The following is a 23,737-nucleotide window of genomic DNA, read 5'->3' on the forward strand; positions in this document are numbered from 1 at the left end:
CGGCGGAGCGGAGGGAGTGCGATGGGCATCGAGTTCAGCCCGGAGATCTCCGACCTGCTCGGGCGGGTGCGGCGGCGGCCGAACGCGGGGTGGCCGTGGCGGCCGGGGGAGGCGGTGCCCGCGGGGCTGACGGTGAAGCAGTCGTGGGGGTGGCTGTTCGCGCCGGACGGGCGGGTGCTGACGCTGGTCAATCCGCGGGACGGGGTGGTCAGCCTGCCGGGGGGCTCGCTGGAGCCGGAGGACGCCGGGGACCCGGGGTCGGCGCTGGCCCGGGAGGCGGGCGAGGAGGCGCAGGCGGTGATCGGTCCCGCCGTGTACCTGGGGTACCTGTACGACCGGGTCGGGTCCGCGAACGGCGGGCACGAGTGCGCGCGGGTGCGGATGGCGGCGGCGCTGCACGGGGTGGGGCCGTCGGTGCCCGATCCGGCCTCGGGGCGGCACTACCGGCGGCTGCTGGTCGCGCCGGGCCTCGCGGTGGAGCTGCTCGGCTGGGGGCCGACGGGGCTGCGACAGGCCCGGGCGGCGGTGGGGACGGCGGTGGCCCGGTGGGGCGTCCCGGCCCTGGCGCTGGAGACGATCGAGGAACTCCCGCGCGGCGGCTGCGCGCTGCGCTAGGGCCTGCCGTCGGACCCCGGTCCGCCCCGCGACGCCCGGCAGGCCGGGAGCACGGACCGGTCGCCGCCCGCAGGAGGGGGCCGGGGGCAGGCCCTAGCATCCTGGGCATGACTGCTCTGGAACCCCGCCGCACGGCGCTCGTCCTGATCGACCTGATGGACCGGATCATCGCCAACGACCTCGCGCCCCGGCCCGGTGCGGAGGTGCTGGCCGCCTCGGTGGAGCTGGCCCGGGGGTTCCGGGCGGCCGGGGCGGTGGTGGTCGCGGTGCGGGTGGAGCGGCCGGGGGTCGCCGAGCAGCCGGCCGGCAGCGGGTTGGCGGCCGGGGTCGCGGAGTTGGCGGACGAGGTGGTGGTGAAGCGGACCATCGGGGGCTTCCACGGCACGGGGTTGGACGCGCTGCTGCGGGCGCGGGGGGTCGACACGCTGGTGTTCGGCGGGATCGCGACCAACCTCGGAGTGGAGTCGACGGCCCGGGCGGCGGCGGACCTCGGGTACCGGCTGGTGTTCGTCGAGGACGCGATGGCGGCGCTCACGCCCGAGGAGCACCGGGCCGCGGTGGAGCTGGACCTGCCGCGGTTCGGGGCGGTCGTCGCGGCGGGGGAGCTGCGGCTGGGGTGAGGGGCGGCCGGGGTGAACGGCGGGCGGCCCGGCCCCGCCGGGGCGGGGTCTCCTCGGTGGAGGTCCGGTGGAGGGCGGGCCGGGGGCGTCGCCCGGGCGGGTGATTGTCCGCCGGGGGTGTTCGAGCGGGTGTCGGGGCGTTTCTGCTGACCAGGTCAGGGGTGGGTCTGCGCGCGTAGCGGGCGTTCGGGGCGCGTTCGGTGAACGTTCGTCAATTTCTTTGGCATGACCGCTTCCGCCCGAGGCTACTGGCTGGTATCCAATGTGTGGCCTGCGTCACTCCGTGGCCGTTTCCCCGCACTGGAGGATCGATGTCCCGCGTCCGTGCTGCATCGGTCGCCCTCGTGGCGACCGTCCTGTCCGTCACCACCCTCGCCGCCGCCACCGAGGCGAACGCCGCCGGCGTGCGCTACGCCGCGCTCGGCGACTCGTACTCGGCCGGGGTCGGCTCCGGCAGCTACACCAGCGACAGCGGCAGTTGCAGCCGCAGCACCAAGGCGTACCCGTACCTGTGGAGCGCCGCGCACGCCCCCACCGCGTTCTCCTTCGTGGCCTGTTCCGGCGCGAAGACCGACGACGTGATCGCCAACCAGCTCGGGGTGCTGAACACCTCGACCACGCTGGTGTCGATCACCATCGGCGGCAACGACGCGGGCTTCGCCTCGACCATGCAGACCTGCGTGCTGAGCAGCGACAGCGCCTGCCTGAGCGCGGTGGACTCGGCGAAGTCCTACGCCACCAACACGCTGCCGGGCAAGCTCGCCAACGTGTACGGGCAGATCAAGTCGAAGGCGCCGAACGCGCACGTGGTGGTGCTGGGCTACCCGCACCTGTACAAGGTGCCGGGCTCCTGCATCTTCGGCATCTCGGACACCAAGCGGACCGCGATCAACAGCGCCGCGGACACCCTGGACACGGTGATCGCCAAGCAGGTGGCGAACGCCGGGTTCACCTTCAAGGACGTCCGGCCGGTCTTCGCCGAGCACGAGATCTGCGGCTCCTCCAGCCAGTGGCTGAACAGCACCACGCTGCCGATCAGCGACAGCTACCACCCCAACTCCAGCGGCCAGGCGTACGGCTACCTGCCGAGCTTCGGCGCGGCCGCGTGACCTGACGCGGGTCCCCCGGAACGGCCGGTGGCCGGGCTCGTGGAAGGAGCCCGGCCACCGGTGTCCGGGGGTGACGTGCCGTCAGTGAAGGTAGTCGGTGAGCGCGGCGGGCGTCAGGCCGGCTGCGGCGGCCGCGTCCAGGGCGCGCTGCAGGTCGTCCGCCAGGGTGTCGGTGAAGTGCATGATGATCACGTCGCCGGGCTGCAGCGGGCCGCCGTGGTAGACGTTCGAGGCGCCCGAGGTGAAGTCGGCGGTGGCCGTCAGCACGTACTTCATGCCGCAGTTCGCGGCCGCCTGCTGGACGTCCGCGTTCCAGGCGAAGTACGGCGGCCGGAAGATCGTCGGGACGGTGCCGTACCGGGCGGTGACCGCGTCCCGGGCGTCGCAGATCTCGGCCTGCTGCTCGGCGGGGGAGAGCGTGGTCAGGTCGCGGTGCGAGACGCTGTGGTCCTGGATCGAGGAGCCGGGGTTGGCGGTGAACCGGGCGAAGTAGTCCGGCTCGAAGCCCTCCGGCATCGGCAGCGGGAAGGCGGTGACCGGCAGCTTGCGGTCGGCGACCAGCTGCGCCGCCGCGGGGGTGCGGAACCAGCCGTCGTCGACGGTCAGGAAGACCACCTTGTCGGTGGTCCAGGCGTTCCAGGTGGCGGCCGCGGGGGCGGGGGAGTCGCCGGTCACCGAGACGTCGTCGACCGAGACCGGGCCCTGCCCGTACCAGCCGTGGACGTACAGCTGCACCGAGGAGGCGTTCGCGCCGGTGGTGAAGGTGGTGGAGAGCTGCTGCCAGCCGCCGCCGGTGGACGCCGTCCAGGCCGGGGGGACGTCGTGGCCGGTGCCGGTGGCGCCGAGGAAGGCGTACGAGCCGCGCACCCAGGCCCGGTAGGTGTAGGTGGTGTTCGGGCGCACCGCGAGGGTCTGCACGCACTGGGCGTTCGAGTCCGCCGAGGCAGGGGTGACGGTCAGCGCGGCCGAGCCGGTCCGGGCGGCGGCGGTGACGGCGCCCTCGCCGGGGGCGCAGCGCCAGCCCGGGACCGAGCCCCAGTCGGCCAGCGGGAGGGTCGGGATCTCGAAGCCCGGGTTGGTCGCCAGGTTCGGCGGCGCCGGGGCGGTGGCGTCCGCGTGCGCGGCCGGGGCGGTGCCGAGCGCGGCCAGCAGGACGGCGGCCGAGGCCGCGGCGAGCCGGCGCAGGGAGCGGCCGGCGGGGCGGCCGGCGGAACGGCGGGGAGAACTGAGCACGGGTCAACTCCGTTGTGGGGGTGGAGAGGAGACGTGACTCCCGGAGGGGGCGGGGGTCGGTCGCGGCCCTGCCGCACCAGGCCGGTGCACACAATGGACTGGACCAATCCCGGTGGTCAAGCGGAATCGTCGGAGATCGGTCAACCGGCGTAGAGCTCCTCGATGTCGGCCGCGTAGCGCTCCGCCACCGCGGACCGGCGGATCTTCAGCGAGGGCGTCAGCAGGCCGTCCTCCAGCGAGAACTCGCGCGGCAGCAGCCGGAACGCCCGGATCGACTCGGCCCGCGAGACGGTGGTGTTCGCCGCCGCCACCGCCCGCTGCACCTCCTGGTGCAACTCCCGGTCGGCGAGCGCCTGCCAGGGGTCCAGCGGGGCCCGGCCGCGGGCCCGCAGCCAGTGCGCCAGCGCCGTCGCGTCCAGCGTGATCAGCGCCGCCACGTACGGCCGGTCGTCGCCCACCACCAGGCACTGGGCGATCAGCGGGTGCGCGCGGACCCGCTCCTCCAGCACCGCCGGGGCCAGGTTCTTGCCCGAGGAGGTGACGATCAGCTCCTTCTTCCGGCCGGTCAGCGTCAGGTAGCCGTCCCCGTCCAGCGTGCCGAGGTCGCCGGTGGCCAGCCAGCCCCGGTACAGCGCCTCCTCCGAGCAGCGCGGGTGGTTCAGGTACCCGGCGAACACGCCCGCGCCGCGCACCCACACCTCGCCGTCCTCGGCGATCGCCACCGAGGAGCCCGGCACCGGCCGCCCCACCGTGCCGAACCGGGGCCGGCGCGGCGGGTTCGCGGTGACCGCCGCCGCCGTCTCGGTCAGCCCGTACCCCTCGTACACCGTCATCCCGGCGCCCGCGAAGAACAGCCCCAGCTCCCGCCCCAGCATCGACCCGCCGGACATCACCGCCCGCACCCGGCCGCCCAGCACCGCCCGCACCCGCTGGTACACCAGCCGCTCGTACGCCGCGTGCCGCAGCCGCAGCGCCGGGGACGGCCCCGGGCCCTCGCGGTGCGCCCGGCGCTCGCAGGCCGCCGCCCACTCCACCGCCACCTGCTCCGCCTGCTCGAACACCTCCAGCCGCCCGGCCGTCTCGGCGGCCTCCCGGGCCCGGCGGTGGATCTTCTCGAAGACGTACGGCACCGCGTGCAGGAAGGTCGGCCGGAACGCCGCCAGGGCCGGCAGCAGGCTGTCCGCCGACACCTGCGGGTGGTGCCCGATCCGGAAGCCGCCGCGCACCGCCGCGACCTGGGTGATCCGCCCGTACACGTGCGCCAGCGGCAGGAACAGCAGGGTGGCGGGCTGCCCGCCGCCGGTGTCCCGGAACACCTCGCCCCAGCCCGCCAGCAGCCCGTCCGCGACCGAGGCCAGGTTCCCGTGCGTCAGCAGGCAGCCCTTGGGGCGGCCGGTGGTGCCCGAGGTGTAGATGATGCTGGCCAGCGAATCCGCCGTCACGCCGACCCGCTGACGGTGCACCAGGGAGTCCGGCACGCCCCGGCCGGCCGCGACCAACTGGGCCAGGCAGCCCCGGTCGAGCTGCCAGATGCCGGTCAGCTCCGGCAGCGCGTCGCACACCGCGCCCACCGTCATCGCCTGGTCCTCGTCCTCGACCAGGCAGGCCACCGCCCCGGTCTCGGCCAGGATCCAGCGCACCTGCTCGGGCGCCGCCGTCGGGTACACCGGCACCGGGATCGCCCCGATCGACCAGAGCGCGTAGTCGAACAGCGTCCACTCCCAGCGGGTCGCCGACATCACCGCGACCCGGTCGCCGTAACGCACCCCGCGGGTCAGCAGGCCCTTCGCCAGCGCCAGCACCTCGTCCCGGAAGCCGAGCGCCGTCACCGGCAGCCACTCGCCGCCGCTCCGCCGGGACAGCTGCACCAGCCGCGGCTCCCGCTCCGCCCGGTCGAACACCGAGTCGGCCAGTCCGCCGGCCGCCCCGGTGCCGAGCGCGGGGCTGCTGAACTCTCGCACGGTCCCCCCGATCCGGCCTCCCGCCCCGGCCCGCACGGCCGGAGAGCGGCACCACGCGAAGCTACCGGATCGGCGCGGCGCTGCCCAGAGTCACCGGCCGACGACACCCCGCACAGGGGACAGTGCCGCAGGTCGGGGGCATGCCAGGAGAGCGCGGGGAAAATCGAGGACGATCCGGACAACGGCAGATCACGATGCTCTTCCACCCTACGAACGGATGGTCAGGAAGTAGTAGGCTCGCGGCTCTCGCACCCGCCCGTGCCCCGGCACGCCCGCATGCCCGCACGTCCGTCGTCCGTCCCGCCCGATGTCCCGATGTCCCGCCCGACGACCTGCCCGACCGAGGACCGCAAAGGACCCCCATGCGCCTGCGCCGCAGCTCGATCCGCGCGAGGATCATCGCGCTGCTCCTGGTGCCCATCCTGGCGCTCAGCGGTCTGTGGGTGTACGCGACCCTCGTCACCACCGGCGACGTCTGGAACCAGCTCGACCTGAGCGCCACCTACAAGGCCTTCGGCAGCCCCGCCGACGACTACGCGTCCGACCTGCAGATCGAGCGGACCGCCGCCGTCCTGCGCCTGGCCGCCCCCACCGACCAGAACTACGTCGCCGACTACGCCAAGGCCCAGGCCGCCACCGACCGCCGCCTGCAGCTGCTGCGCTACCTCGGCACCTCCGGCGACGCCCACAAGCTCGACGCCGAACAGCGCGGCCGGTTCCGCGACGTGGTGGCCGCCGCCGACGAGCTGACCGCCGTCCGCAACCGGATCGGCCAGCAGCGGGAGAGCTGGGACGGCGCGCTCAAGGACTACAGCGACCTGATCACCCCGGTCTTCGCGTTCCGCTCCTCCTTCGTCGCCAACCAGACCGGCAACCTGCCCCGCCAGGGCACCATCCTGATCGAGCTCACCCGGGCCGGCGAGTACCTCGCCCAGGAGACCGCCGCGATGCGCGCCCTGCGGGTCGGCCCGCAGGCCACCGCCGCCGACCCGCGCAAGCAGCAGGTCGCCCTCGACGCCATGCACGCCCAGCAGGCGCTGTTCCGGGTCTACATCGCCGAACTCGACCCGCAGGACCAGAACGACTACAACGACCTGCGCACCGGCCCCACCTGGAGCGAACTCAGCACCGCCGAGACCGGCTTCGACAAGGCATCCGACCGGTCCGCCGAAGTCCGCGGCGGCCCCGTCGACCCCTGGTCCGACACCGCCGACCGGGTGCTCACCGACCTCGACTCGATCAACGACCGGCTCGCCGACAAGATCGGCGACCAGGCCCGCGCCTACGCCGTCAACTCCCTGCTGCGCGGCGGCGTCGCCGGTCTGATCGGCCTCGTCGCCCTGGTCGTCTCGATCATCATCTCCTACCGCACCGGCCGCCGGCTGGTCCGCGAACTCGTCGGCCTGCGCAACGCCGCCGCCGACCTCTCCGCCACCCGGCTGCCCTCCGTGATGCTCCGGCTGCGCCGCGGCGACGCCGTCGACGTGGTCGCCGAAGTGCCCCAACTCGACCTCGGCAGCGGCGAGATCGGCCAGGTCGGCCGGGCCTTCAACGAAGTCCAGCGGGTCGCCGTCGAGGCCGCCGTCGAACAGGCCGAACTGCGCCGCGGCGTCTCCGCGGTCTTCGTCAACCTGGCCCGCCGCTCCCAGGTGCTGCTGCACCGCCAGCTCACCCTGCTCGACACCATGGAGCGCCGCACCGAGGACCCGCGCGAGCTGGAGGACCTGTTCCGGCTCGACCACCTCACCACCCGCATGCGCCGCCACGCCGAGGGCCTGATCATCCTCTCCGGCGGCTCGCCCGGCCGGGCCTGGCGCAAGCCGGTCCGGATGGTCGACGTGGTGCGCGCCGCCGTCGGCGAGGTCGAGGACTACGCCCGGGTCATCGTCCGACCCTTCCCCGGCACCGGCCTGCTCGGCAGCGCCGTCGCCGACGTCACCCACCTGATCGCCGAACTGGTCGAGAACGCCACGGTGTTCTCGCCGCCGCAGACCCAGATCACCGTCCAGGGCGAGGTGGTCGCGCACGGCTTCTGCCTGGAGGTCGACGACCGCGGCCTCGGCCTGAGCGAGCAGCACCTCGCCGACATCAACCAGCGCCTCGCCGTGGAGCAGGAGTTCGACCTCGCCGACACCGACCGGCTGGGCCTGTTCGTGGTCTCCCGGCTGGCCCGCAGGCACGGCATCCGGGTCCACCTGCGGCCCTCCCCGTACGGCGGCACCTCCGCGGTCGTGCTGATCCCGCGCGAACTCCTCGCCGAGGCCGTCGAGATGGCCCCCGACGGGCCGCGCCCCGACACCCGGCGCCCGGACGGCCCGGACACCGGGGGCGCGCGGCCCGCCGCCGCGGGCGGCCGCACCGGCGGGGCCCACGCCGCGCCCGCGCCGCCCGCCGCCAAGGCGCTCGGCGGCCCCCGCCCGGCCCCCGCCGACCCCGCCAGCACCCCCGGCGGGCTGCCCCGCCGCCGCTCCGCGCAGGCCGCCGCCCCGACCGCCGAGGCCGAGGCCGCCTCCGGCACCGGCCGGCACCGGCGCGACCGGGCCGCCGCCCCGGCCGCGGTCGGACCGGCCGAACCGGTCGGGGTCGGACCGGCCGGGGCCGAACCGGCCGCGCCCAGGCCGCCGTTGACGCCGGTCGCCCCGGCCGGGCCGGTGGCGGGCGGGCTGCTGCCGCGCCGGGTCCGGCAGGCCAACCTGGCGCCCCAACTGCGGGCCGAGGCCGCCGCCGAGGCCCCCGAGGCGCCGCGCGAGCGCGACCCCGAGGAGGCCCGCTCCGCCTTCGCCTCCTTCCAGCGCGGCTTCGCCCGCGGCCGCGGCGACCGGCTGCAGCCCGCCTCGCTCACCGTGGTCCGCTCCGACCCCGACGACAGCGCGCCCGCCGGGCCCGACCGCTCGGCCGGGCCCGAACTCCCGCCCCCCGGAGGGCTGTTCCCGCCCCGGCTGCGGGTCGCGCTGCCGTCCGCGCCGGTGCCGCCCGCGCTGCCGGCCGCACCCGTCCGGCCCGGCCTGGTCCGTGCGCTGCCCCGCCGGACCGCCGTCCCCGGCCCGGCCGTCCCCGGCCCCGCCGGACCCGTCCCCGGCCGTTCCGCTTCCGACCGGTCGCTTCCCGACCGGCCCGTCCCCCCGGCAGACTCGACGCCGGACGCACCGCCCGCACCGCCCTCAGCAGAAGGAACCGAATCATGACCGCAACAACACCGCCGTCCGGGGACCTCGACTGGCTCCTCAACGACCTGGTCGGCCGGGTGGCGACCCTTCGGCATGCGGTGATCCTGTCCAGCGACGGCCTGGCCACCGGCGTCTCCGGCGGGCTGGCCCGCGAGGACGCCGAGCACCTGGCCGCGGTCGCCGCGGGCTTCCACAGCCTCGCCAAGGGCGCCGGCCGGCACTTCCGGGTCGGCGGGGTCCGGCAGACCATGGTCGAGCTGGACGAAGCCTTCCTGTTCATCACCGCCGCGGGCGACGGCAGCTGCCTCGCCGTGCTCAGCGACGCCGAGTCCGACGTGGGCCACATCGCCTACGAGATGGCGCTGCTGGTCAAGCGCGTCGGCGAGCACCTGGCCGCCGAGCCGAGGACCGATACCACGTCCGGGAGGTGACCGACCGATGAGCGAGCCCGAGCCGACCGAGCCCGAGCCGACCGTGCCGTCCGGGGACACCGGTGCCCCGGCCGGCCGCCCCGGCGCGGACGGTGACGACCCGTCGGCCGACGCACCGTCGGTCGACCTGTTCGTGCCCCGCACCCCGGTGGACGACCGCTGGTTCGACGACGAGGCCGGACCGATGGTCCGGCTGTTCTCGATGACCAGGGGCCGTGCCCGCCCGGTCGACGACGGGCTGTTCGACCTGATCTCGCTGGTCACCGCCGCCGGGCCGGCCGCCGGCCCCGGCGGCGCCCCCGCCGACCTCGCGCTCGACCCCGAGCACCACGCGATCCTCGACCTGTGCCGCGACGAACCGCTCAGCGTCGCCGAACTCGGGTCCTACACCGACCTGCCGGTCAGCGTGGTCCGGGTCCTGCTCGGCGACCTCCACGACGCCGAACTGGTCAGCGTCACCCGCCCGTTCCAGCTCGCCCGGCAACCGGACGAGCGCCTGCTGCGAGACGTGATCAATGGACTCCGTGCACTCTGACGCCCCCTCGGCCGCCCCCGGCACCGCTCCGGCCGCCGACCCCTCCGCCGCTTTCGCGCGCAAGGCCCCGTGGGGCACCGGCGCGGTCAAGATCCTGGTCGCCGGCGGGTTCGGCGCGGGCAAGACCACGCTGGTCGGCGCGGTCAGCGAGATCCGACCGCTGCGCACCGAGGAGGTGCTCAGCGAGCGCGGCCGCCCGGTGGACGACACCGCGGGCGTCGAGACCAAGCGCACCACCACCGTGGCGATGGACTTCGGCCGGATCGACCTGCGCCCCGGCCTCGCCCTCTACCTGTTCGGCACCCCCGGCCAGGACCGGTTCTGGTTCGTCTGGGACGAGTTGGCCCGCGGCACCCTCGGCGCCGTGGTGCTCGCCGACACCCGCCGGCTGGCCGACTCCTTCCCGTCCGTCGACTACTTCGAGCAGCGCGGCATCCCGTTCGTGGTCGCCGTCAACTGCTTCGAGGGCACCGAGGTCTACGCCCCCGACGACGTCCGCGCCGCGCTCGACCTGCCCGCCGGGGTGCCCGTGCTGCTGTGCGACGCGCGGCGGCGCGAGGACGGCAAGGAACTGCTGATCCGGCTGGTCGAGCACGCCGCCGAGAAGGCCGGCGTCCGGCTCTAGGACGGGTCGGCAACGCCGCAGGTCACGACGGTGCCGTCCGGATGGTGGACGGTTTCCGTCCTGCTGTGCGGACAATTGACTGCAGTGGGTTGCCTTCCGGGCACCGGGCGTGGAAGTCTCGTACCCGTGCCCGCCGTTCGCCGCGGGCCCGATCGCACACACCGGGGAGGGGCCGCATCATGACCGCTGACGTCCGCGTCGCCGCCCTCCCCGCGCTGACGGTCCTGACCGTCCGCCGGTACATCGACCACGGGCTGATCTTCAGCGCCTGCTGTCGCTGACACACCGCCACCACGGCCGTCCCCGACGGTCGGTGGCGGTTCCGCGCGCCCCCGTCGACCCCCGCCGCGCTCCGGAGAGCCGCCGTGCACCCACGCACCCTCCTCGACCCCTTCTGGCCCTCGCGCCAGGCCCACCACTTCGACCAGACCTGTCGGCGTGCGACCCGCGCCTCCCGCCCCGCGGCCTGACCACCCGTCAGCCCCGGCGCTGGAAGCGCAGACGAGAACACCCCAACCCGTCACGCGCGAAAAGAGCCTCGACATGTCGTACGCCGCCACCGCCACCGCCACCGCGACCTCCACCCCGCACCTGCGCGCGGTCCGCGCCCTCCCGAACCTCCCGCACACCGCCACCGAGCACCGCCGCGCCGCCACCCTCCCGCGCACCGCCGCCCCGGCCGCGCCGGTCGCCGCCGCGCCGGAGAGCCTGCTCGCCGGACTGCAGGACGGCGGCGCCGTGGTCGCCGCGCTGCCCCGGTCCGTCCTCCCGCAGGGCCTCCTGGCGCAGCTCGGCGCCGCCGACGCGCCGCTGGTCGGCTACCTGGTGCTGGTGCCCGCCGAGAGCGCCGCGCCCGCCCCGGCCCCGGTGCCCGCCCCCGCCGCCGCGCAGCCGCGGCCGTTCACCCGCCCCGCGGACAGCGGCATCTCGGTCGACCTGGACCGCCGCAACGCGTACGTCGACGGCTCGCTGCTCGACCTCACCTACCTCGAGTTCGAACTCCTCGCCCACCTCACCGAGCACCCGCACCGGGTGCACACCCGCGACCAGCTCGTCCACACCGTCTGGGGCTACGGCCACGTCGGCGACGGCCGCACCGTGGACGTCCACGTCGCCCGCCTGCGCCGCAAGCTCGGCGCGGCCTACCGCGACTCGATCGTCACGGTCCGCCGGGTCGGCTACAAGTACGCCCCGGCCGCCTGAGCACCGCACCGCCGCGAGGAGGCCGCGACGGGGGGAGACGCCCCCGTCGCGGCCTCCTGCCGTTCCCGGCGGCCCGTCAGCGTTCCTCGGGCGGGAGGAGCAGGACGGTCAGGGCGGCGGCGCAGGTGCGGGCCTGGGCGAGGGTGCGGGGGAGGGTCTCGGGGGTGAGGTGGTCCGGGGTGGAGCGGACGGCGAGGGCGAAGCGGGCGACGGGGGCGCGGTCGAGGACGGGGACGGCGAGGGTGCGGACGCCCGGGGCGGACTCGCCGTCGTTGAGGGCGTAGCCGCGGTCGCGGGTGAGGGCGAGTTCGGCGTCCAGGGCGGCCGGGTCGGTGAGGGTGCGGTCGGTGCAGGCGGGCAGCGGCCCGCGCAGCGGGGGGTCGGTGGGAGCGGGCCAGGCCAGCAGCACCTTGCCGAGCGCGGTGGAGTGCAGCGGCCGGCGCAGGCCGAGGCCGCCGGCGGGGCGGACGGAGCCGCCGACCAGGACGACCGCGTGCGGGCCGGAGCGGATGGCCAGGTCGGCGACCGCGCCGGTGCGCCGGGCCAGCCGGTCGAGTTCGGGGGCGGCGAGGTGCAGTCCGCGCCGGTGGAAGGCGAGTTGGCCGAGTTCGGCGACGGCCGGGCCGAGCCGGTAGCGGGCGGTGCGCTCGTCCTGGTCGAGGAATCCGGTGGCGACCAGGGTGCGGGCCAGGCGGTGCGCGGTGGAGACCGACAGGCCGGTGCGGCGGGCGAGTTCGGAGGCGCTGAGGTCGGGCCCGTTGTCGTGGAAGCTCTGCAGCAGGCCGAGCGCCCGGTGGACCGCCTGCGCGCCGGCCGGTGGGGTGGGGACGGTACCGGGGCTGGCGGGCATCGCACCTTCTCCAGGTCGGGGGCCGGGCCCGGGCTCGTGGCCCGGATCCGGCCGCGGTAGCGGTCGGTTGACGCTTCGTTACCAGGATATGGGAGTGATCGCTGCGGCGGTGTGACGGCAGTATTGCGGCTGTCCGGCCGCCCGTGAACAGGTGATCCCATCATCTGGCAAAGCTTGATTCCGCTCCCGGTGGCGTGGAACGCTCGGTGCATCAGCCGGTTCGAGCAGGAGGGAGTCCACCGTGAAGACGCACCGGTGCCGCCCCTCCTGTTGTCGCTGACCACCTCCGCGCACCCCTTCCCGCCGCGCGCCCCTCCCACCATGTGGCAGGGCCCGTGCGCCTCCTGCCGATTCCCGGAGCCCCGCCATGAGCACGTCCCCCGCCGCGCCCCCGTACCCCGACACGCTGTGGTTCACCCGCTGCCCCGTGCCGACCGCCACCGGCATCGCCGCCGACCGGGGCTGGCTGGCCGAGGAGTTCGCGCCGGAGGGCATCGCGGTGCGCTCGCTGCAGGACGTCCCGCCGGAGGTCGCCGCCGACCACCACTACACCCACGCACTGACCGGACTGTTCCGCGAGGGCGGCAACGTCCCGGCGCTGTGGGCGCGTTCGCGCGGCGAGCGGACCAGGCTGCTCGGCCTGACCTGGATCGAGGAGCGGCAGACCGTCCTGGTCCGGGCGGACAGCGGCATCCGCTCCGCCGGGCAGCTGCGCGGCGCCCGGCTCGCACTGCCCCGGCACCCGATCGCGATCGACTTCTGGCGGGCGATGGCCCTGGCCGGCCACCGCGGCGCGCTGGCCTCCGCCGGACTCGCCCCGGACGACGCCGCCTGGGTGGACGTCGAGGCCGCCCCCGGCGGCGGCCAGTGGGAGGCCGAACTCGCCGCCCTGCGGGACGGATCGGTCGACGCCGTGTACGTCAAGGGCGCCCTGGCGGTGGAGGCCGCCCGCCGGTACGGTGCGGTCCCCGCCGTGGAACTGGACACGCTGCCGGACCGCCGCCACCGGGTCAACAACGGCACCCCGCGCCCGATCACCGTCCACCAGCAACTGCTCGACGAACAACCCGAGTTGGTGGTGCGCTTCCTGGCCGTGCTGCTGCGCGCCGCGGACTGGGCGGCCGACCGGCCCGCCGAGACGGCCCGGATCCTCGGCGCCGAGACCGGCGCCGGACCGGAGGGCGTGGCCGGCGCCTACGCCGCCGGCGGCCACCGCACCCTGCACCCCGACCTGTCCGCGGACCGCCTCGACCTGCTCGCCCGGCAGGAGCGCTTCCTGGCCGGACAGGGCTTCCTGGCCGACCGGGTGGACGTCCACGACTGGGCCGACCCGGCCCCGCTGGCCGCCGCCCGCGCCCTGCTCGACCGCCGCAACTGACCTTCCACCGAACCACCCTGGAGACCGCCATGCGCACCGCCGTCCGGATCGCCGCCACCACCGCCGCCCTCGCCGGGTCCGTCCTCGCCCTGACCGCCTGCGGCTCGTCCGCGAAGGACACCGCGGCCTCCGCCGACGGCAAGGGCGGCGCCGAGGTGGTGCTCAGAGTCCCCGACCCCGGCAACTCCGGCTTCCTCGCCAAGGGCAAGAAGGACGGCTCGCTCGACCGGGCGCTGGCCGCCGCGCACGCCAAGGTGGTGTGGACCGGCAGCGCCGGGCCGTTCGCCCCCGCCGCGCAGGCCCTGAACGCCGACCAGCTCGACGTCGCCCAGGGCTCGATCACCTCGGCCGTCGCCGCGCTGGCCCAGAAGCCCGGCTTCAAGCTGTTCTCGCAGACCGCGCCCGACGAGGCCGGCGAAGGCATCCTGGTGAAGAACGGCTCGCCGATCAAGGAGGTCAAGGACCTGGTCGGGAAGAAGGTCGCCGTCTCGCAGGGCGGCACCTCCGAGTACCTGCTGCTCAAGGCCCTGGAGAAGAACGGCATCCCCGTCGACAAGGTGGAGCGGGTCTACCTGCGGGCCGACCAGACCTCCGGCGTCTTCAACTCCGGCCAGGTCGACGCCTGGGCCACCTGGGGCACCTTCTCGATCCCCGCCCTGGCCAACGCCGACGCCCGCTTCCTGGCCAACGGCAAGGCCGTCGGCAGCGACAACTACGCCGTGTGGGCGGTGCGTTCGAAGTTCGCCGAGCAGCACCCCGAGGTGGTCAAGGCGTTCTACGGCTACCTGCACGAGAACGGCGCCAAGGAGAAGGCCGACCCCGCCGCCTACCTCAACGTCTTCACCGACGCCGGCCCGACCGCCGTCACCCCCGCCGAGAAGGAGATCGCCGTCGACTTCGGCCGGCAGCGCGCCGTCGACGCGCCGATCACCGACGCCGACACCGCCCGGTTCGCCGTGGTCGCCAAGTTCTACGCCGACCAGGGCGTCACCAAGTCGCAGGTCGACGTCAAGCCCTACCTGATCGACATCGACTCCCTGGCGGGAGGGGCGAAGTGACGACCGCGACAGCGGAGGCGGCGGCCACGGAGGCCGCCCGGGCCGCCGGGCTGGTCGCCCCCCGGGCCCGGGCCGCCGCCGTCCGGCCGCGCGGGGTCTCGCTCGCGCTGCGCACCCTCGGCCCGCTCGCGCTGCTCGCCGCCTGGCAGCTCTCCTCCGCCACCGGGGCGCTCACCCCCGACGTGCTCGCCTCGCCCGGCCAAGTACTGGACGCGGTGGGGGAGTTGTGGGGCAACGGCCAGCTTGCCGACGCGCTCTCCACCTCGCTGACCCGGGCCGCCCTCGGCCTGCTGTTCGGGGCCGGCGCCGGACTGGTGCTCGGCGTGGTCACCGGCTTCTTCCGGCTCGGCGAGGAACTGCTCGACTCCGCCGTCCAGGTCCTGCGGACCGTCCCGTTCCTGGCCCTGGTACCGCTGTTCATGGTCTGGTTCGGCATCACCGAGACGGCGAAGATCGCGCTGATCGGCGTGGCCACCTCCTTCCCGATGTACGTCTCCGCGTCCGGCGGCGTCCGCAACACCGACCGCAAACTCGTCGAGGCGATGCGCAGCTTCGGCCTCTCCCGGTGGGCGGTCGTCCGCGAGGTGGTGCTGCCCGGCGCGCTGCCCGCGCTGCTCTCCGGCCTGCGGCTGTCGATGACGCTCAGCGTGATCGCGCTGATCGCCGCCGAGGAGATCAACTCCACCGAGGGGATCGGCTACCTGATGGCCCAGGCGCAGAACTTCTCGCGCACCGACGTGCTCGCCGTCTGCATCCTGATCTACGGCCTGCTCGGCCTGGCCGCCGACGGCGCGGTGCGCGTCCTGGAACGCGTCCTGATGCCCTGGCGGCCCGTCACCGGACGGCAGGTGGCCGGACGATGAGCAGCACCCCCGCCGTCCACCTCCGCGGCCTGCGCCGGGTGTTCGGCACCCGCGCCGTCCTCGACGGCATCGACCTGGACATCGCCCGCGGCGAGTTCCTCGCCCTGCTCGGCGCCTCCGGCACCGGCAAGACCACCCTGCTGCGCATCCTCGGCGCGCTCGACCGGGCCGACGGCGGCACCGTCCTCGTCCCGCCGTCCCGCACCGTGGTGTTCCAGGAACCCCGGCTGATCCCGTCCAAGCGCGTCCTCGGCAACGTCACCGTCGGCCTGCCGCGCGGCGCCGCCACCCGGGAGACCGGCCGCCGGGCCCTCGCCGAGGTCGGCCTGGCCGGCCACGCCGACGCCTGGCCCGGCACCCTCTCCGGCGGCGAGGCACAGCGCGCCGCACTCGCCCGGGCCCTCGTCCGGGAACCCGAACTCCTGCTGCTGGACGAGCCGTTCGCCGCCCTGGACGCGCTCACCCGGCTGCGCATGCAGGACCTGGTCGGCGAACTGTGCCGCAAGCACCGGCCCGCCGTCCTGCTGGTCACCCACGACGTGGACGAGGCGATCCGGCTCGCCGACCGGGTGGCCGTGCTGCGCGACGGCGCGCTCGTCCGGGACGAGACCGTCGCCGTCGAACGCCCCCGCGACCCCGCCGACCCCGACTTCGCGGCACTCCGCCGCCGCCTGCTCGCCGACCTCGGCGTGCACCAGAACTCCGCACCCCAGCACGCCAGCTGACCCCCACTCAGGAAAGAGAGCCCACCATGACCGTCGTCGTCGGCGTCCACCGCTCCAACCCGTCCCTCTACCACCTGGCCCGACTCGACTACCTCCAGCAGGAGTTGGCGCCGCTCGGCGAGAGCGCCGAGTTCCACCACTACACCGACGGCACCAGGACCGGCCCCTACCTGGCCGACGGCACCATCGACTTCGGCGGCACCGGCTCCACCCCGCCGATCACCGCGCAGGCCGCCGGGCACGACATCGTCTACACCGCCGTCTCCGCGCCCCGCCCCGACCACGGCGCGCTGCTGGTCGCCGCCGACGGACCGGTGCGGTCGGTCGCCGACCTCAAGGGCGGCACCGTGGTGCTCGGCATCGGCTCCTGGCAGACCCACCTGCTCGCCAAGTCCCTGCACCAGCACGGACTCTCCTACCGCGACGACATCACCGCCGAACGCCCGGCCGGCGACGAGGCCGAGCGGCTGCGGGACGGCCGGATCGCCGGCTGGATCGCCCAGGGCGCCGAACTCGCCGCCGCCCGCCGGGAAGGCGGCTTCCGCGAACTGGTCCGCACCGGCGACGTCATCACCGACCGCTCGGTGTTCTTCGCCCGCCGCGAACTCGCCGTCCGGCGGCCCGAGATCGTCGCCGCCATCGTCACCGCCCTGCAGCGCGCCGACCACTGGGCCGCCGCCCACCCCGCCGAGGCCGCCGCCCTCGCCGCCGAGGACCAGGGCGGCGAGGCCGCCGACTGGCACACCGCGCTCACCGCGCTGCCCTGGCGACTGGAGCCCGCCACCGCCGAGTTCGTCGCCGAACAGCAGGAGGCCGCCGACATCTTCCACCGGGTCGGCTTCATCGACCGGGCCGTCACCGTCGCCGACGCCCACCTGCCCGCGCTGGAGCAGCCCGTCGCCGCCGCCGTCTCCCGCGCCGCCGCCGTCCGGGAGGTCTGAGCACGATGGCCACCGAAGTCCTCTGGTACCTGATCCCCCGCGAGGGCCACTACCCGTGGGAGCCCGAAGGCCGCCGCCCCGTCGACCTCGGCTACCTCCAGCACCTCGCCGCCACCGTCGAACGACTCGGCTACACCGGCGCGCTGCTCGCCACCGACCAGTACGACGTGTGGACGCTCGGCTCCGCGCTCGCCGCCGCCACCGGCCCCGGCTTCCAGCCCCTGCTCGCCGTCCACCCCGGCCTGGTCGCGCCCACCCTGCTCGCCAAGATGGCGCTCTCCTTCGAGCACCTGCACGGCCCCGGCCGGCTCCGCTTCAACGTGGTCAACGGGTCGACGCCGCAACTGCGCGAGTACGGCCTGCACGTCGAGCACGACGACCGCTACCGGCTGTCCGCCGAGTACTGGAACCTGGTCAAGCGCCTCACCAGCGGCGAAGTCTTCGACCACGAAGGCGAGTTCTACCACCTGAAGAACGCCGGGGCCTCGCTCCGCGACCTCCCGCCGCTGCGCGAGGGCCACATCCCGCTCTGGTTCGGCGGCTCCTCCGCGGCCGGCATCGAGGTCGCCGCCGAACACGTCGACGTCTACCTCACCTGGGGCGAACCCCCGCACCTGCTCAAGGAGAAGCTGGAACGCGTCCGCGAACGCGCCGCCGCGCACGGCCGCACCCTGCGGCTCGGCCTGCGCCTGCACCTGATCGTCCGCGACACCGAGGAACAGGCCTGGGCCGCCGCCGACCGCCTGCTCGACGTCACCAGCGAGGCCACCTACGCCCGCCAGCTCGGCGGCCACCGGGGCGAGGACGGCATCGGCTGGCAGCGCCAGTTCCGCCAGCACGGCGGCCGCGTCCCGGCACACGCCCGGGAACTGGAGAGCCACCCCAACCTGTGGCCCGGCATGAGCCTGTTCCGCCCCGGACCCGGCACCGCCGTGGTCGGCTCCACCGACCAGGTCGTCGAACGGCTCCGGGAGTTCCAGGAACTGGGCGTCGACACCTTCATCCTGTCCGGCAACCCGCTGCTGGAGGAGGCGTACCGGGTCGCCGAGACCGTCCTGCCGAAGCTGCACCCCTGAGCCCGGGCGGGCGGCCGTACCCCCGTCGGCCGCCCGCCCGCCCGGCGTCCTACCGGCTCAGCCGGTCGATCTCCGCCAGCTCCCCGGCGGTCAGCGGACCGGCCGCCAGCGCGTCCAGGTTCTGGTCCAGCTGCTTGACGCTCGACGCGCCGATGATCACCGACACCACCCGCTCGTCCCGCAGCACCCAGGACAGCGCCAGCTGCGCCAGGCTCTGCCCGCGGCCCTCCGCGACCTTCGCCAGCCCGCGCAGCTGCTCCAGCTTCGCCCCCGTCAGCGCCTCCTCCTTCAGGAAGTGGCCCACCGACATCCGCGACCCCGCCGGCACGTCCCCCGACAGGTAGCGGTCCGTCAGCAGGCCCTGCGCCAGCGGCGAGTACGCGATCAGCGCGGTCTGCGTCTCGCCCACCGCGTCCAGCAGCCCGTCCTCCGGCTCCCGGTTCAGGATCGAGTAGCTGGCCTGGTTCAGCAGGCACGGCGTGCCCAGCTCGCGCAGGATCGCCACCGCCTCCCGGTGCTGCTCCGCCGGGTAGTTCGAGATCGCCGCGTACAGCGCCCGGCCCGACCGCACCGCCGTGTCCAGCGCGCCCATCGTCTCCTCCAGCGGAGTCGTCGGGTCCCACCGGTGCGAGTAGAAGACGTCGACGTAGTCCAGGCCCATCCGCTCCAGCGACTGGTCCAGGCTCGCCAGCAGGTACTTGCGGCTGCCGCCGTCCCCGTACGGGCCCGGCCACATGTCCCAGCCCGCCTTCGAGGCGATGAACAGCTCGTCCCGGTACGGCCGGAAGTCCTGCGCGAACAGGTACCCGAAGTTGCGCTCCGCGCTGCCGTACGGCGGACCGTAGTTGTTCGCCAGGTCGAAGTGCGTCACCCCCCGGTCGAAGGCCCGGCGCAGCACCGCCCGCTGCACCTCCAGCGGCTGGGTGTCACCGAAGTTGTGCCACAGGCCGAGCGAGACGGCGGGCAGCTGCACACCGCTGCGCCCGGCGCGGCGGAAGGTCATCGAGGCGTAGCGGTCGTCCGCGGCGAGGAAGCTCATGCCAGCATCCTGCCAGGTGAGCGCCCCGAACGGGACCAACGGCCCTCCCCGTCCCAGCCACCGGGACGTACCCTGGCGGGGCGCCCACCAGCAGGGAGGACCGGCACCGTGGACACCGAGGCACTGCCCGACATCACCACCCGGGACGACCTGGAACGCGCCCTGCGCCGCTTCTACCGCGCCGCCTTCGCCGACCCGCTGATCGGCCCGTTCTTCACCGAGGTCGCCCGCCTCGACCTGGAGGCCCACCTCCCCCGGATCACCGACTTCTGGGAGAGCGCCCTGCTGCGCACCGCCGCCTACCGCGGCAACGCGCTCGCCCCGCACGCCGCCCTGCACGCCGTCGCCCCGCTCACCGCCGCCCACTTCGGCCGCTGGGTCCAGCTCTGGCGCGCCACCCTCGACGGCCGCCACGCCGGGCCCGTCACCGAACGGGCCAAGGACCGGTCCCAGCGGATCGCCGCCGCGATGCTCCGCCGCCTCGACGCCGGGGACACCGGCGGCGGCACCGGCGGCTTCGTCCCCCTCTCCGCCGTCCGCCTCGCCTCCGGCCACTGACAGCCCGGCCACCGACACCCCGGCCGGGCGGGTCGGGCCGGGTGCCGTCACCCGGTCCCGCTGTCCTCGCCGAGGGCGTTGCCGGACATGGTGCCGCCGACCGCCGTCCCGCCGTTCTCGGCCCGGACGTCGAGGTCGCCGCCGATGCTGACCGGGGCGGGGCCGGGGGCGGGGAGCGGGCCGGAGGCGACCCGGCTGCCGGCACCGAGGGCGTTGCCCGTCATGTCGCCGCCCACCGCGATGCCGCCGTTCTCGGCCCGGACGGTCAGGCTGCCCCCGACGGTGGTGGCACCGGGCGCGGGCGCGGAGGAGGGGGAGCCGCCGACCGTGCTGCGGTCCCCGACCGCGTTGCCCGTCATGTCGCCGCCCACCGCGGTCGACCCCGCCCCGTCGGCCCGCACGCTCCGCCCCGGCTCCGGGGCGGAGGTGGCGGGGGTGGCGGCGGCCCGCCACAGCGAGAAGGCGGTGCCGATCAGCAGCACGGTCGTCCCGACGACGCTCGCGGTCCGGTCCGCGCCGTCCGGGTCCAGCAGCATCAGCACCACCAGGCCGATCGCGGCCAGCGCGCACACCGCCGCCGCCGTCCGCCACAGCCAGGTCCGACCCGTCGCCATCAACCGCCCCCTCACCCGGGCCGCGGGCCCGCACGTTCCCGACGACTGCCCCAGGGTGCCAGCCGGGGCCCGGTCGCGCATCACCCCAGGTCGAACCGGTCGGGAAAAGCGTTGGATGCCTTGCCGGGCGCGGTGGTTGACTGGTCGTCATGGACTCCGAGCTGCTCCCCGCCACGCGTCGCACCCTCGACCACCGGCTGGCCACCGCCCAGGCCGAGGCCCGGGTGCCGACCCTGGTCGCGGCCCTCGCCCGGGGCGGCGAGCAGGTCTGGTCGGGGGTGCGCGGCGCGGCCGACGGGCGCTTCGACCCGCTGCGGACGCAGTTCCGGATCGGGTCGATCACCAAGACCTTCACCGCCGCACTGGTGCTCCGGCTGCGGGACGAGGGCGCGCTCGCGCTGGACGGGCCGATCGGCGCCCACCTGGACGGGCTCCCGCCCGAGGTCGCGGCCGTGACGCCGCGCCAACTGCTCCTGCACACCTCCGGCCTGACGTCCGAGCCGCCCGGCCCGTGGGCCTCCCGCACCCCCGGCCGGCTCCGGCCCGCGCTCGCCGACCTGTTCCAGGAGCCGCCGCTGCGGCACCCGCCGGGCGCGGTGCACCACTACTCGAACGTCGGCTACGCGCTGCTCGGCGCACTGGCCGCCCGCATCCGCCGGGCCCCCTGGGACGAGGTGCTGCGGGCGGAACTGCTGCACCCGCTCGGCATGGACCGGACCGGCCGGACGGCGCAGGCCCCCGCCGCCGAGGGCTGGGCCGTCCACCCGCACGCCGACGTGCTGCAGCGCGAACCGGCCGAGGACAGCGGGCTGCTCGCCCCGGCCGGCCAGTACTGGTCGACGGCCGGGGACCTGCTGCGCTGGGCCCGGTTCCTGACGGAGGGCGAGCCGGGCGTGCTCGACGCCGCCACCGTCCGGGAGATGCGGCAGCCCGCCACCGCGGGCTCGGCGGGCTACGGCCTCGGGCTGGACCTCGGCTCCGCGCACGGGCTCGACCTGTTCGGCCACACCGGGTCGGTGCCGGGCTTCCGGGCCGGGCTGTTCGTCGCCCCCGGCGCCGGGCTGGCGGCCGTCGCGCTCGCCGACTCCGGCTCCTTCCCCGGCGGCATCGACAGCCTGGTCCACGACCTGCTCGCCACCGTCGAACGGCACGAGCCCCGGTTCCCGGAGCCCTGGCGGCCGATGCCGGACGCCGACCCCGACCTGCTCGCCCTCACCGGCCGCTGGTACTGGGGGCCGGTCCCGTTCACGCTCGGCCTGCGCGCCGGGCGGCGGCTCGAACTCGCGCCCCACGGCGGCGGCCCCGACCTGCTGCACCCGCAGCCGGACGGGACGTGGACCGGGCACGACGGCTCCTGGCACGGCGAGACGCTCCGGGTGGTCCGGCCCCCGGACGGCGCCGCCCCGTACCTGGAGGTCGGCACCCTCGTCCTCACCCGCGAGCCCTACCCGGCACCCGGCCCCACCCCGGGCGGCACCGACCCGGAGGGCTGGCGCGGCCGCCCCTGACGCCCCGTCAGGCCCCGACCGGCTTCGCCCGCGCCTGCGCCTGGCGCGGCGCGGCGGGCACGGGCGCTCCGGCGGGCTCGCGCAGGTCCGGGATGCGGCGCAGGCCGCCGCTGAGCGTGCTGTACCCGGCCAGCACCAGCAGGACGCCCGCATTCAGCAGCAGCACCGTGGACGCGGCGAAGTGGTCCAGCAGGACGCCGCTGGCCAGCGGCCCGAACGGCACGAACAGCGCCGGGGCGATGCCGCACGCCGTCTGCACCCGGCCGAGCAGGTGGTCGGGCACCGAGTGCAGCCGGGCCGCGGAGATCACCGCGTTCGCGGCCGGGGTGGCCAGGCTGCACAGGCCGATCAGCACCGCCGGCAGCAGGGTGCCGCCGCCCAGCGCCAGGAACGGCGTCAGCAGGGCGGTGCTCCAGCACACCGCGAGGACCAGCGTCCGGGGCGCCAGGGTGCGGCCGGCCCGGGCCGAGAACAGCGCGCCCACCAGGTTGCCCGCGCCGGACATCGCGATGATCAGGCCGTTGTGGTAGCTGCCGCCGGACGCCGCCTCGGCGCCCTGCGCGACCAGCACCACCACGATGCCGCTGAACACGAAGTTCACCAGCGCCCCGTTGACCAGCGTGTACCGCAGGAACGGGCTGCGCCGCACCTCCACCAGACCGGTCGTCAGGTCCTTCACGAACGGCTTGCGCGCGGCCCTTCCGGCGCCGCCCGCGGCCTTCGGGTCCTTCGGGGCCTCCGGCGGCAGCCGGACCGTGAGCACACACAGCGCCGAGGCGGCGAACGAGGCCGCGTCGACCAGGAACGGCAGCACCGGCGTGACGGCGTACAGCGCGGCCCCCAGCAGCGGGCCGCCCAGGGTGGCGACGGCCGAGCGGGCCTGCGCCAGCGAGACGGCCGTGGTCAGCTGCGAGCGCGGCACCACGTGCCGCAGCGCGGCCGAGGCGGCGGGCCCGAACGGCGCGCTCAGCACGCTGTTGACGACCGCGACGACCACCGCGAGCGGCAGGCTCACCCGGTCGGCGAGCACCGCCACCGCGAACAGCCCGACCGTCGCGGCCCGGGCCAGGTCGCAGACCAGCAGCACCGTGCGGCGGCGCAGCCGGTCGACCAGCACGCCGGCGGGGAAGCTGGCGAAGAGCGAGGAGACGATCTCGGCGAAGGTCACCACGCCGAAGTCGGTGATCGAGTGCGTCGAGGCCAGCAGGACCAGCGGGAGCGCGAGGTAGGTCGCCTGCGAGCCGAACGCGGACAGCGCGTGGGCGAGCCACAGGCGCCGGTAGTCGGGGTTGCGGTGGAGCGGGACGGTCGGGGCGTTCGGGGTGTCTGACACGGCGGTCCTCCCGGGCCGGAACTGGGGACGGAACGGCCGAGGCGGCCGGCACCGGAGTGGGTGCCGGCCGCCTCGGGTGGACCCGGTCGCGCCCTACGGGGGTCAGGGCGCGGCAGGTCGTGGGCGGGCCGTGCTCAGAGGTTCTCCTCGTCCACGCTGTGGCAGTAGTTGGAGATGGTGCTCCAGTCGTTGAGCTCGCCCTCGTCGGTGTCGGCGACGGAGAGGTTCTGCAGCTTGAGGATCTCGGACATGGCGGTTCTCCTTCGGTGGGTGGGGAGTTGCGGGGGTGGGCGGG

23 protein-coding genes are annotated in these 23,737 nt (G+C 75.4%); 16 read left to right on the forward strand and 7 right to left on the reverse strand.

Going from position 1 to position 23,737, the window contains the following annotated elements; all coding sequences use genetic code 11:
* Positions 1-21: 21 nt before the first annotated feature.
* The 3 genes from ACIQBJ_RS07235 (at position 22) to ACIQBJ_RS07245 (ending at position 2,344) form a co-directional block, all read left to right on the forward strand.
* A complete protein-coding gene (locus ACIQBJ_RS07235; RefSeq protein ID WP_400704958.1) occupies positions 22-615 on the forward strand; it encodes a hypothetical protein in 594 nt (197 codons plus the stop codon).
* 107 nt (positions 616-722) lie between these two features.
* Complete coding sequence (locus tag ACIQBJ_RS07240) at positions 723-1,235, forward strand: isochorismatase family protein (RefSeq protein WP_400704961.1); 513 nt, start codon at positions 723-725, stop codon at positions 1,233-1,235.
* 311 nt (positions 1,236-1,546) lie between these two features.
* Positions 1,547-2,344 carry an SGNH/GDSL hydrolase family protein gene (locus tag ACIQBJ_RS07245; protein WP_400704964.1) on the forward strand — a complete coding sequence of 266 codons (798 nt, stop codon included), beginning with the start codon at positions 1,547-1,549 and terminating at the stop codon, positions 2,342-2,344.
* A gap of 81 nt (positions 2,345-2,425) precedes the next feature.
* Here ACIQBJ_RS07245 and ACIQBJ_RS07250 read toward each other — a convergent pair whose 3' ends face one another.
* Both ACIQBJ_RS07250 and ACIQBJ_RS07255 read right to left on the reverse strand, forming a co-directional pair.
* Positions 2,426-3,577, reverse strand: coding sequence for a polysaccharide deacetylase family protein (locus ACIQBJ_RS07250; protein WP_400704967.1), 1,152 nt, complete (start codon positions 3,575-3,577; stop codon positions 2,426-2,428).
* A gap of 140 nt (positions 3,578-3,717) precedes the next feature.
* On the reverse strand, positions 3,718-5,538 hold the full coding sequence (locus ACIQBJ_RS07255) for an AMP-dependent synthetase/ligase (RefSeq protein WP_400704970.1): 1,821 nt from the start codon (positions 5,536-5,538) through the stop codon (positions 3,718-3,720).
* Positions 5,539-5,900: 362 nt separating this feature from the next.
* Between ACIQBJ_RS07255 and ACIQBJ_RS07260 the strand changes: the two genes are divergently transcribed.
* The 5 genes from ACIQBJ_RS07260 to ACIQBJ_RS07280 all read left to right on the forward strand — a co-directional run bounded on the left by ACIQBJ_RS07260 (position 5,901) and on the right by ACIQBJ_RS07280 (position 11,499).
* Positions 5,901-8,723 (forward strand): nitrate- and nitrite sensing domain-containing protein, encoded by a 2,823-nt coding sequence (locus ACIQBJ_RS07260; RefSeq protein ID WP_400704973.1) that lies wholly within the window; start codon positions 5,901-5,903, stop codon positions 8,721-8,723.
* Positions 8,720-9,136, forward strand: coding sequence for a roadblock/LC7 domain-containing protein (locus ACIQBJ_RS07265; protein WP_400704976.1), 417 nt, complete (start codon positions 8,720-8,722; stop codon positions 9,134-9,136). The genes ACIQBJ_RS07260 and ACIQBJ_RS07265 overlap by 4 nt, the downstream gene beginning before the upstream one ends.
* Positions 9,137-9,143: 7 nt before the next feature.
* Positions 9,144-9,671, forward strand: coding sequence for a DUF742 domain-containing protein (locus ACIQBJ_RS07270; protein ID WP_400704979.1), 528 nt, complete (start codon positions 9,144-9,146; stop codon positions 9,669-9,671).
* Entirely contained in the window at positions 9,652-10,296 is a 645-nt protein-coding gene (locus tag ACIQBJ_RS07275) for a GTP-binding protein (protein ID WP_400704982.1), read from the forward strand. Before ACIQBJ_RS07270 ends, ACIQBJ_RS07275 begins: the two co-directional genes overlap by 20 nt.
* Before the next feature lie 543 nt (positions 10,297-10,839).
* Positions 10,840-11,499 (forward strand): winged helix-turn-helix domain-containing protein, encoded by a 660-nt coding sequence (locus ACIQBJ_RS07280; protein WP_400704985.1) that lies wholly within the window; start codon positions 10,840-10,842, stop codon positions 11,497-11,499.
* 76 nt (positions 11,500-11,575) lie between these two features.
* On the opposite strand, the gene ACIQBJ_RS07285 is transcribed toward ACIQBJ_RS07280, so the two are convergent.
* Positions 11,576-12,349 carry an IclR family transcriptional regulator gene (locus ACIQBJ_RS07285; RefSeq protein ID WP_400704988.1) on the reverse strand — a complete coding sequence of 258 codons (774 nt, stop codon included), beginning with the start codon at positions 12,347-12,349 and terminating at the stop codon, positions 11,576-11,578.
* Positions 12,350-12,716: 367 nt separating this feature from the next.
* Between ACIQBJ_RS07285 and ACIQBJ_RS07290 the strand changes: the two genes are divergently transcribed.
* From ACIQBJ_RS07290 to ACIQBJ_RS07315, 6 genes are read left to right on the forward strand one after another with little or no spacing between them, the layout of a single operon-like run.
* On the forward strand, positions 12,717-13,727 hold the full coding sequence (locus tag ACIQBJ_RS07290; RefSeq protein ID WP_400704991.1) for an ABC transporter substrate-binding protein: 1,011 nt from the start codon (positions 12,717-12,719) through the stop codon (positions 13,725-13,727).
* A gap of 29 nt (positions 13,728-13,756) precedes the next feature.
* A complete protein-coding gene (locus tag ACIQBJ_RS07295) occupies positions 13,757-14,785 on the forward strand; it encodes an NrtA/SsuA/CpmA family ABC transporter substrate-binding protein (protein ID WP_400704994.1) in 1,029 nt (342 codons plus the stop codon).
* Entirely contained in the window at positions 14,782-15,648 is an 867-nt protein-coding gene (locus tag ACIQBJ_RS07300; protein ID WP_400704997.1) for an ABC transporter permease, read from the forward strand. The genes ACIQBJ_RS07295 and ACIQBJ_RS07300 overlap by 4 nt, the downstream gene beginning before the upstream one ends.
* The gene (locus ACIQBJ_RS07305) at positions 15,645-16,373 is read left to right on the forward strand and encodes an ABC transporter ATP-binding protein (RefSeq protein WP_400705000.1); all 729 of its coding nucleotides are present in this window, start codon (positions 15,645-15,647) and stop codon (positions 16,371-16,373) included. Before ACIQBJ_RS07300 ends, ACIQBJ_RS07305 begins: the two co-directional genes overlap by 4 nt.
* 26 nt (positions 16,374-16,399) lie before the next feature.
* Positions 16,400-17,314, forward strand: a complete 915-nt coding sequence (locus ACIQBJ_RS07310) for an ABC transporter substrate-binding protein (RefSeq protein ID WP_400705003.1) — start codon at positions 16,400-16,402, stop codon at positions 17,312-17,314.
* Positions 17,315-17,319: 5 nt separating this feature from the next.
* Positions 17,320-18,390 carry an LLM class flavin-dependent oxidoreductase gene (locus ACIQBJ_RS07315; protein WP_400705006.1) on the forward strand — a complete coding sequence of 357 codons (1,071 nt, stop codon included), beginning with the start codon at positions 17,320-17,322 and terminating at the stop codon, positions 18,388-18,390.
* Positions 18,391-18,439: 49 nt separating this feature from the next.
* Here the strand turns inward: ACIQBJ_RS07315 and ACIQBJ_RS07320 are convergent, their stop codons facing one another.
* Positions 18,440-19,429, reverse strand: a complete 990-nt coding sequence (locus ACIQBJ_RS07320) for an aldo/keto reductase (RefSeq protein WP_400705009.1) — start codon at positions 19,427-19,429, stop codon at positions 18,440-18,442.
* Between the two features lie 108 nt (positions 19,430-19,537).
* On the opposite strand from ACIQBJ_RS07320, the gene ACIQBJ_RS07325 reads away from it, so the two are divergent.
* Positions 19,538-19,987 (forward strand): group III truncated hemoglobin, encoded by a 450-nt coding sequence (locus ACIQBJ_RS07325; RefSeq protein WP_400705012.1) that lies wholly within the window; start codon positions 19,538-19,540, stop codon positions 19,985-19,987.
* A gap of 47 nt (positions 19,988-20,034) precedes the next feature.
* Here ACIQBJ_RS07325 and ACIQBJ_RS07330 read toward each other — a convergent pair whose 3' ends face one another.
* Positions 20,035-20,601 (reverse strand): hypothetical protein, encoded by a 567-nt coding sequence (locus ACIQBJ_RS07330; protein ID WP_400705015.1) that lies wholly within the window; start codon positions 20,599-20,601, stop codon positions 20,035-20,037.
* 149 nt (positions 20,602-20,750) lie between these two features.
* On the opposite strand from ACIQBJ_RS07330, the gene ACIQBJ_RS07335 reads away from it, so the two are divergent.
* Entirely contained in the window at positions 20,751-22,109 is a 1,359-nt protein-coding gene (locus ACIQBJ_RS07335) for a serine hydrolase domain-containing protein (RefSeq protein WP_400705018.1), read from the forward strand.
* 7 nt (positions 22,110-22,116) lie between these two features.
* On the opposite strand, the gene ACIQBJ_RS07340 is transcribed toward ACIQBJ_RS07335, so the two are convergent.
* On the reverse strand, positions 22,117-23,442 hold the full coding sequence (locus ACIQBJ_RS07340; protein WP_400705021.1) for an MFS transporter: 1,326 nt from the start codon (positions 23,440-23,442) through the stop codon (positions 22,117-22,119).
* Between the two features lie 134 nt (positions 23,443-23,576).
* Positions 23,577-23,693: a class III lanthipeptide gene (locus tag ACIQBJ_RS07345; protein ID WP_400705024.1), complete on the reverse strand. Its 117-nt coding sequence runs from the start codon at positions 23,691-23,693 to the stop codon at positions 23,577-23,579.
* Positions 23,694-23,737: the final 44 nt, after the last annotated feature.

Origin of the sequence: Kitasatospora sp. NPDC088391 (genome assembly GCF_044753345.1) — a bacterium.
Taxonomy (GTDB): domain Bacteria; phylum Actinomycetota; class Actinomycetes; order Streptomycetales; family Streptomycetaceae; genus Kitasatospora.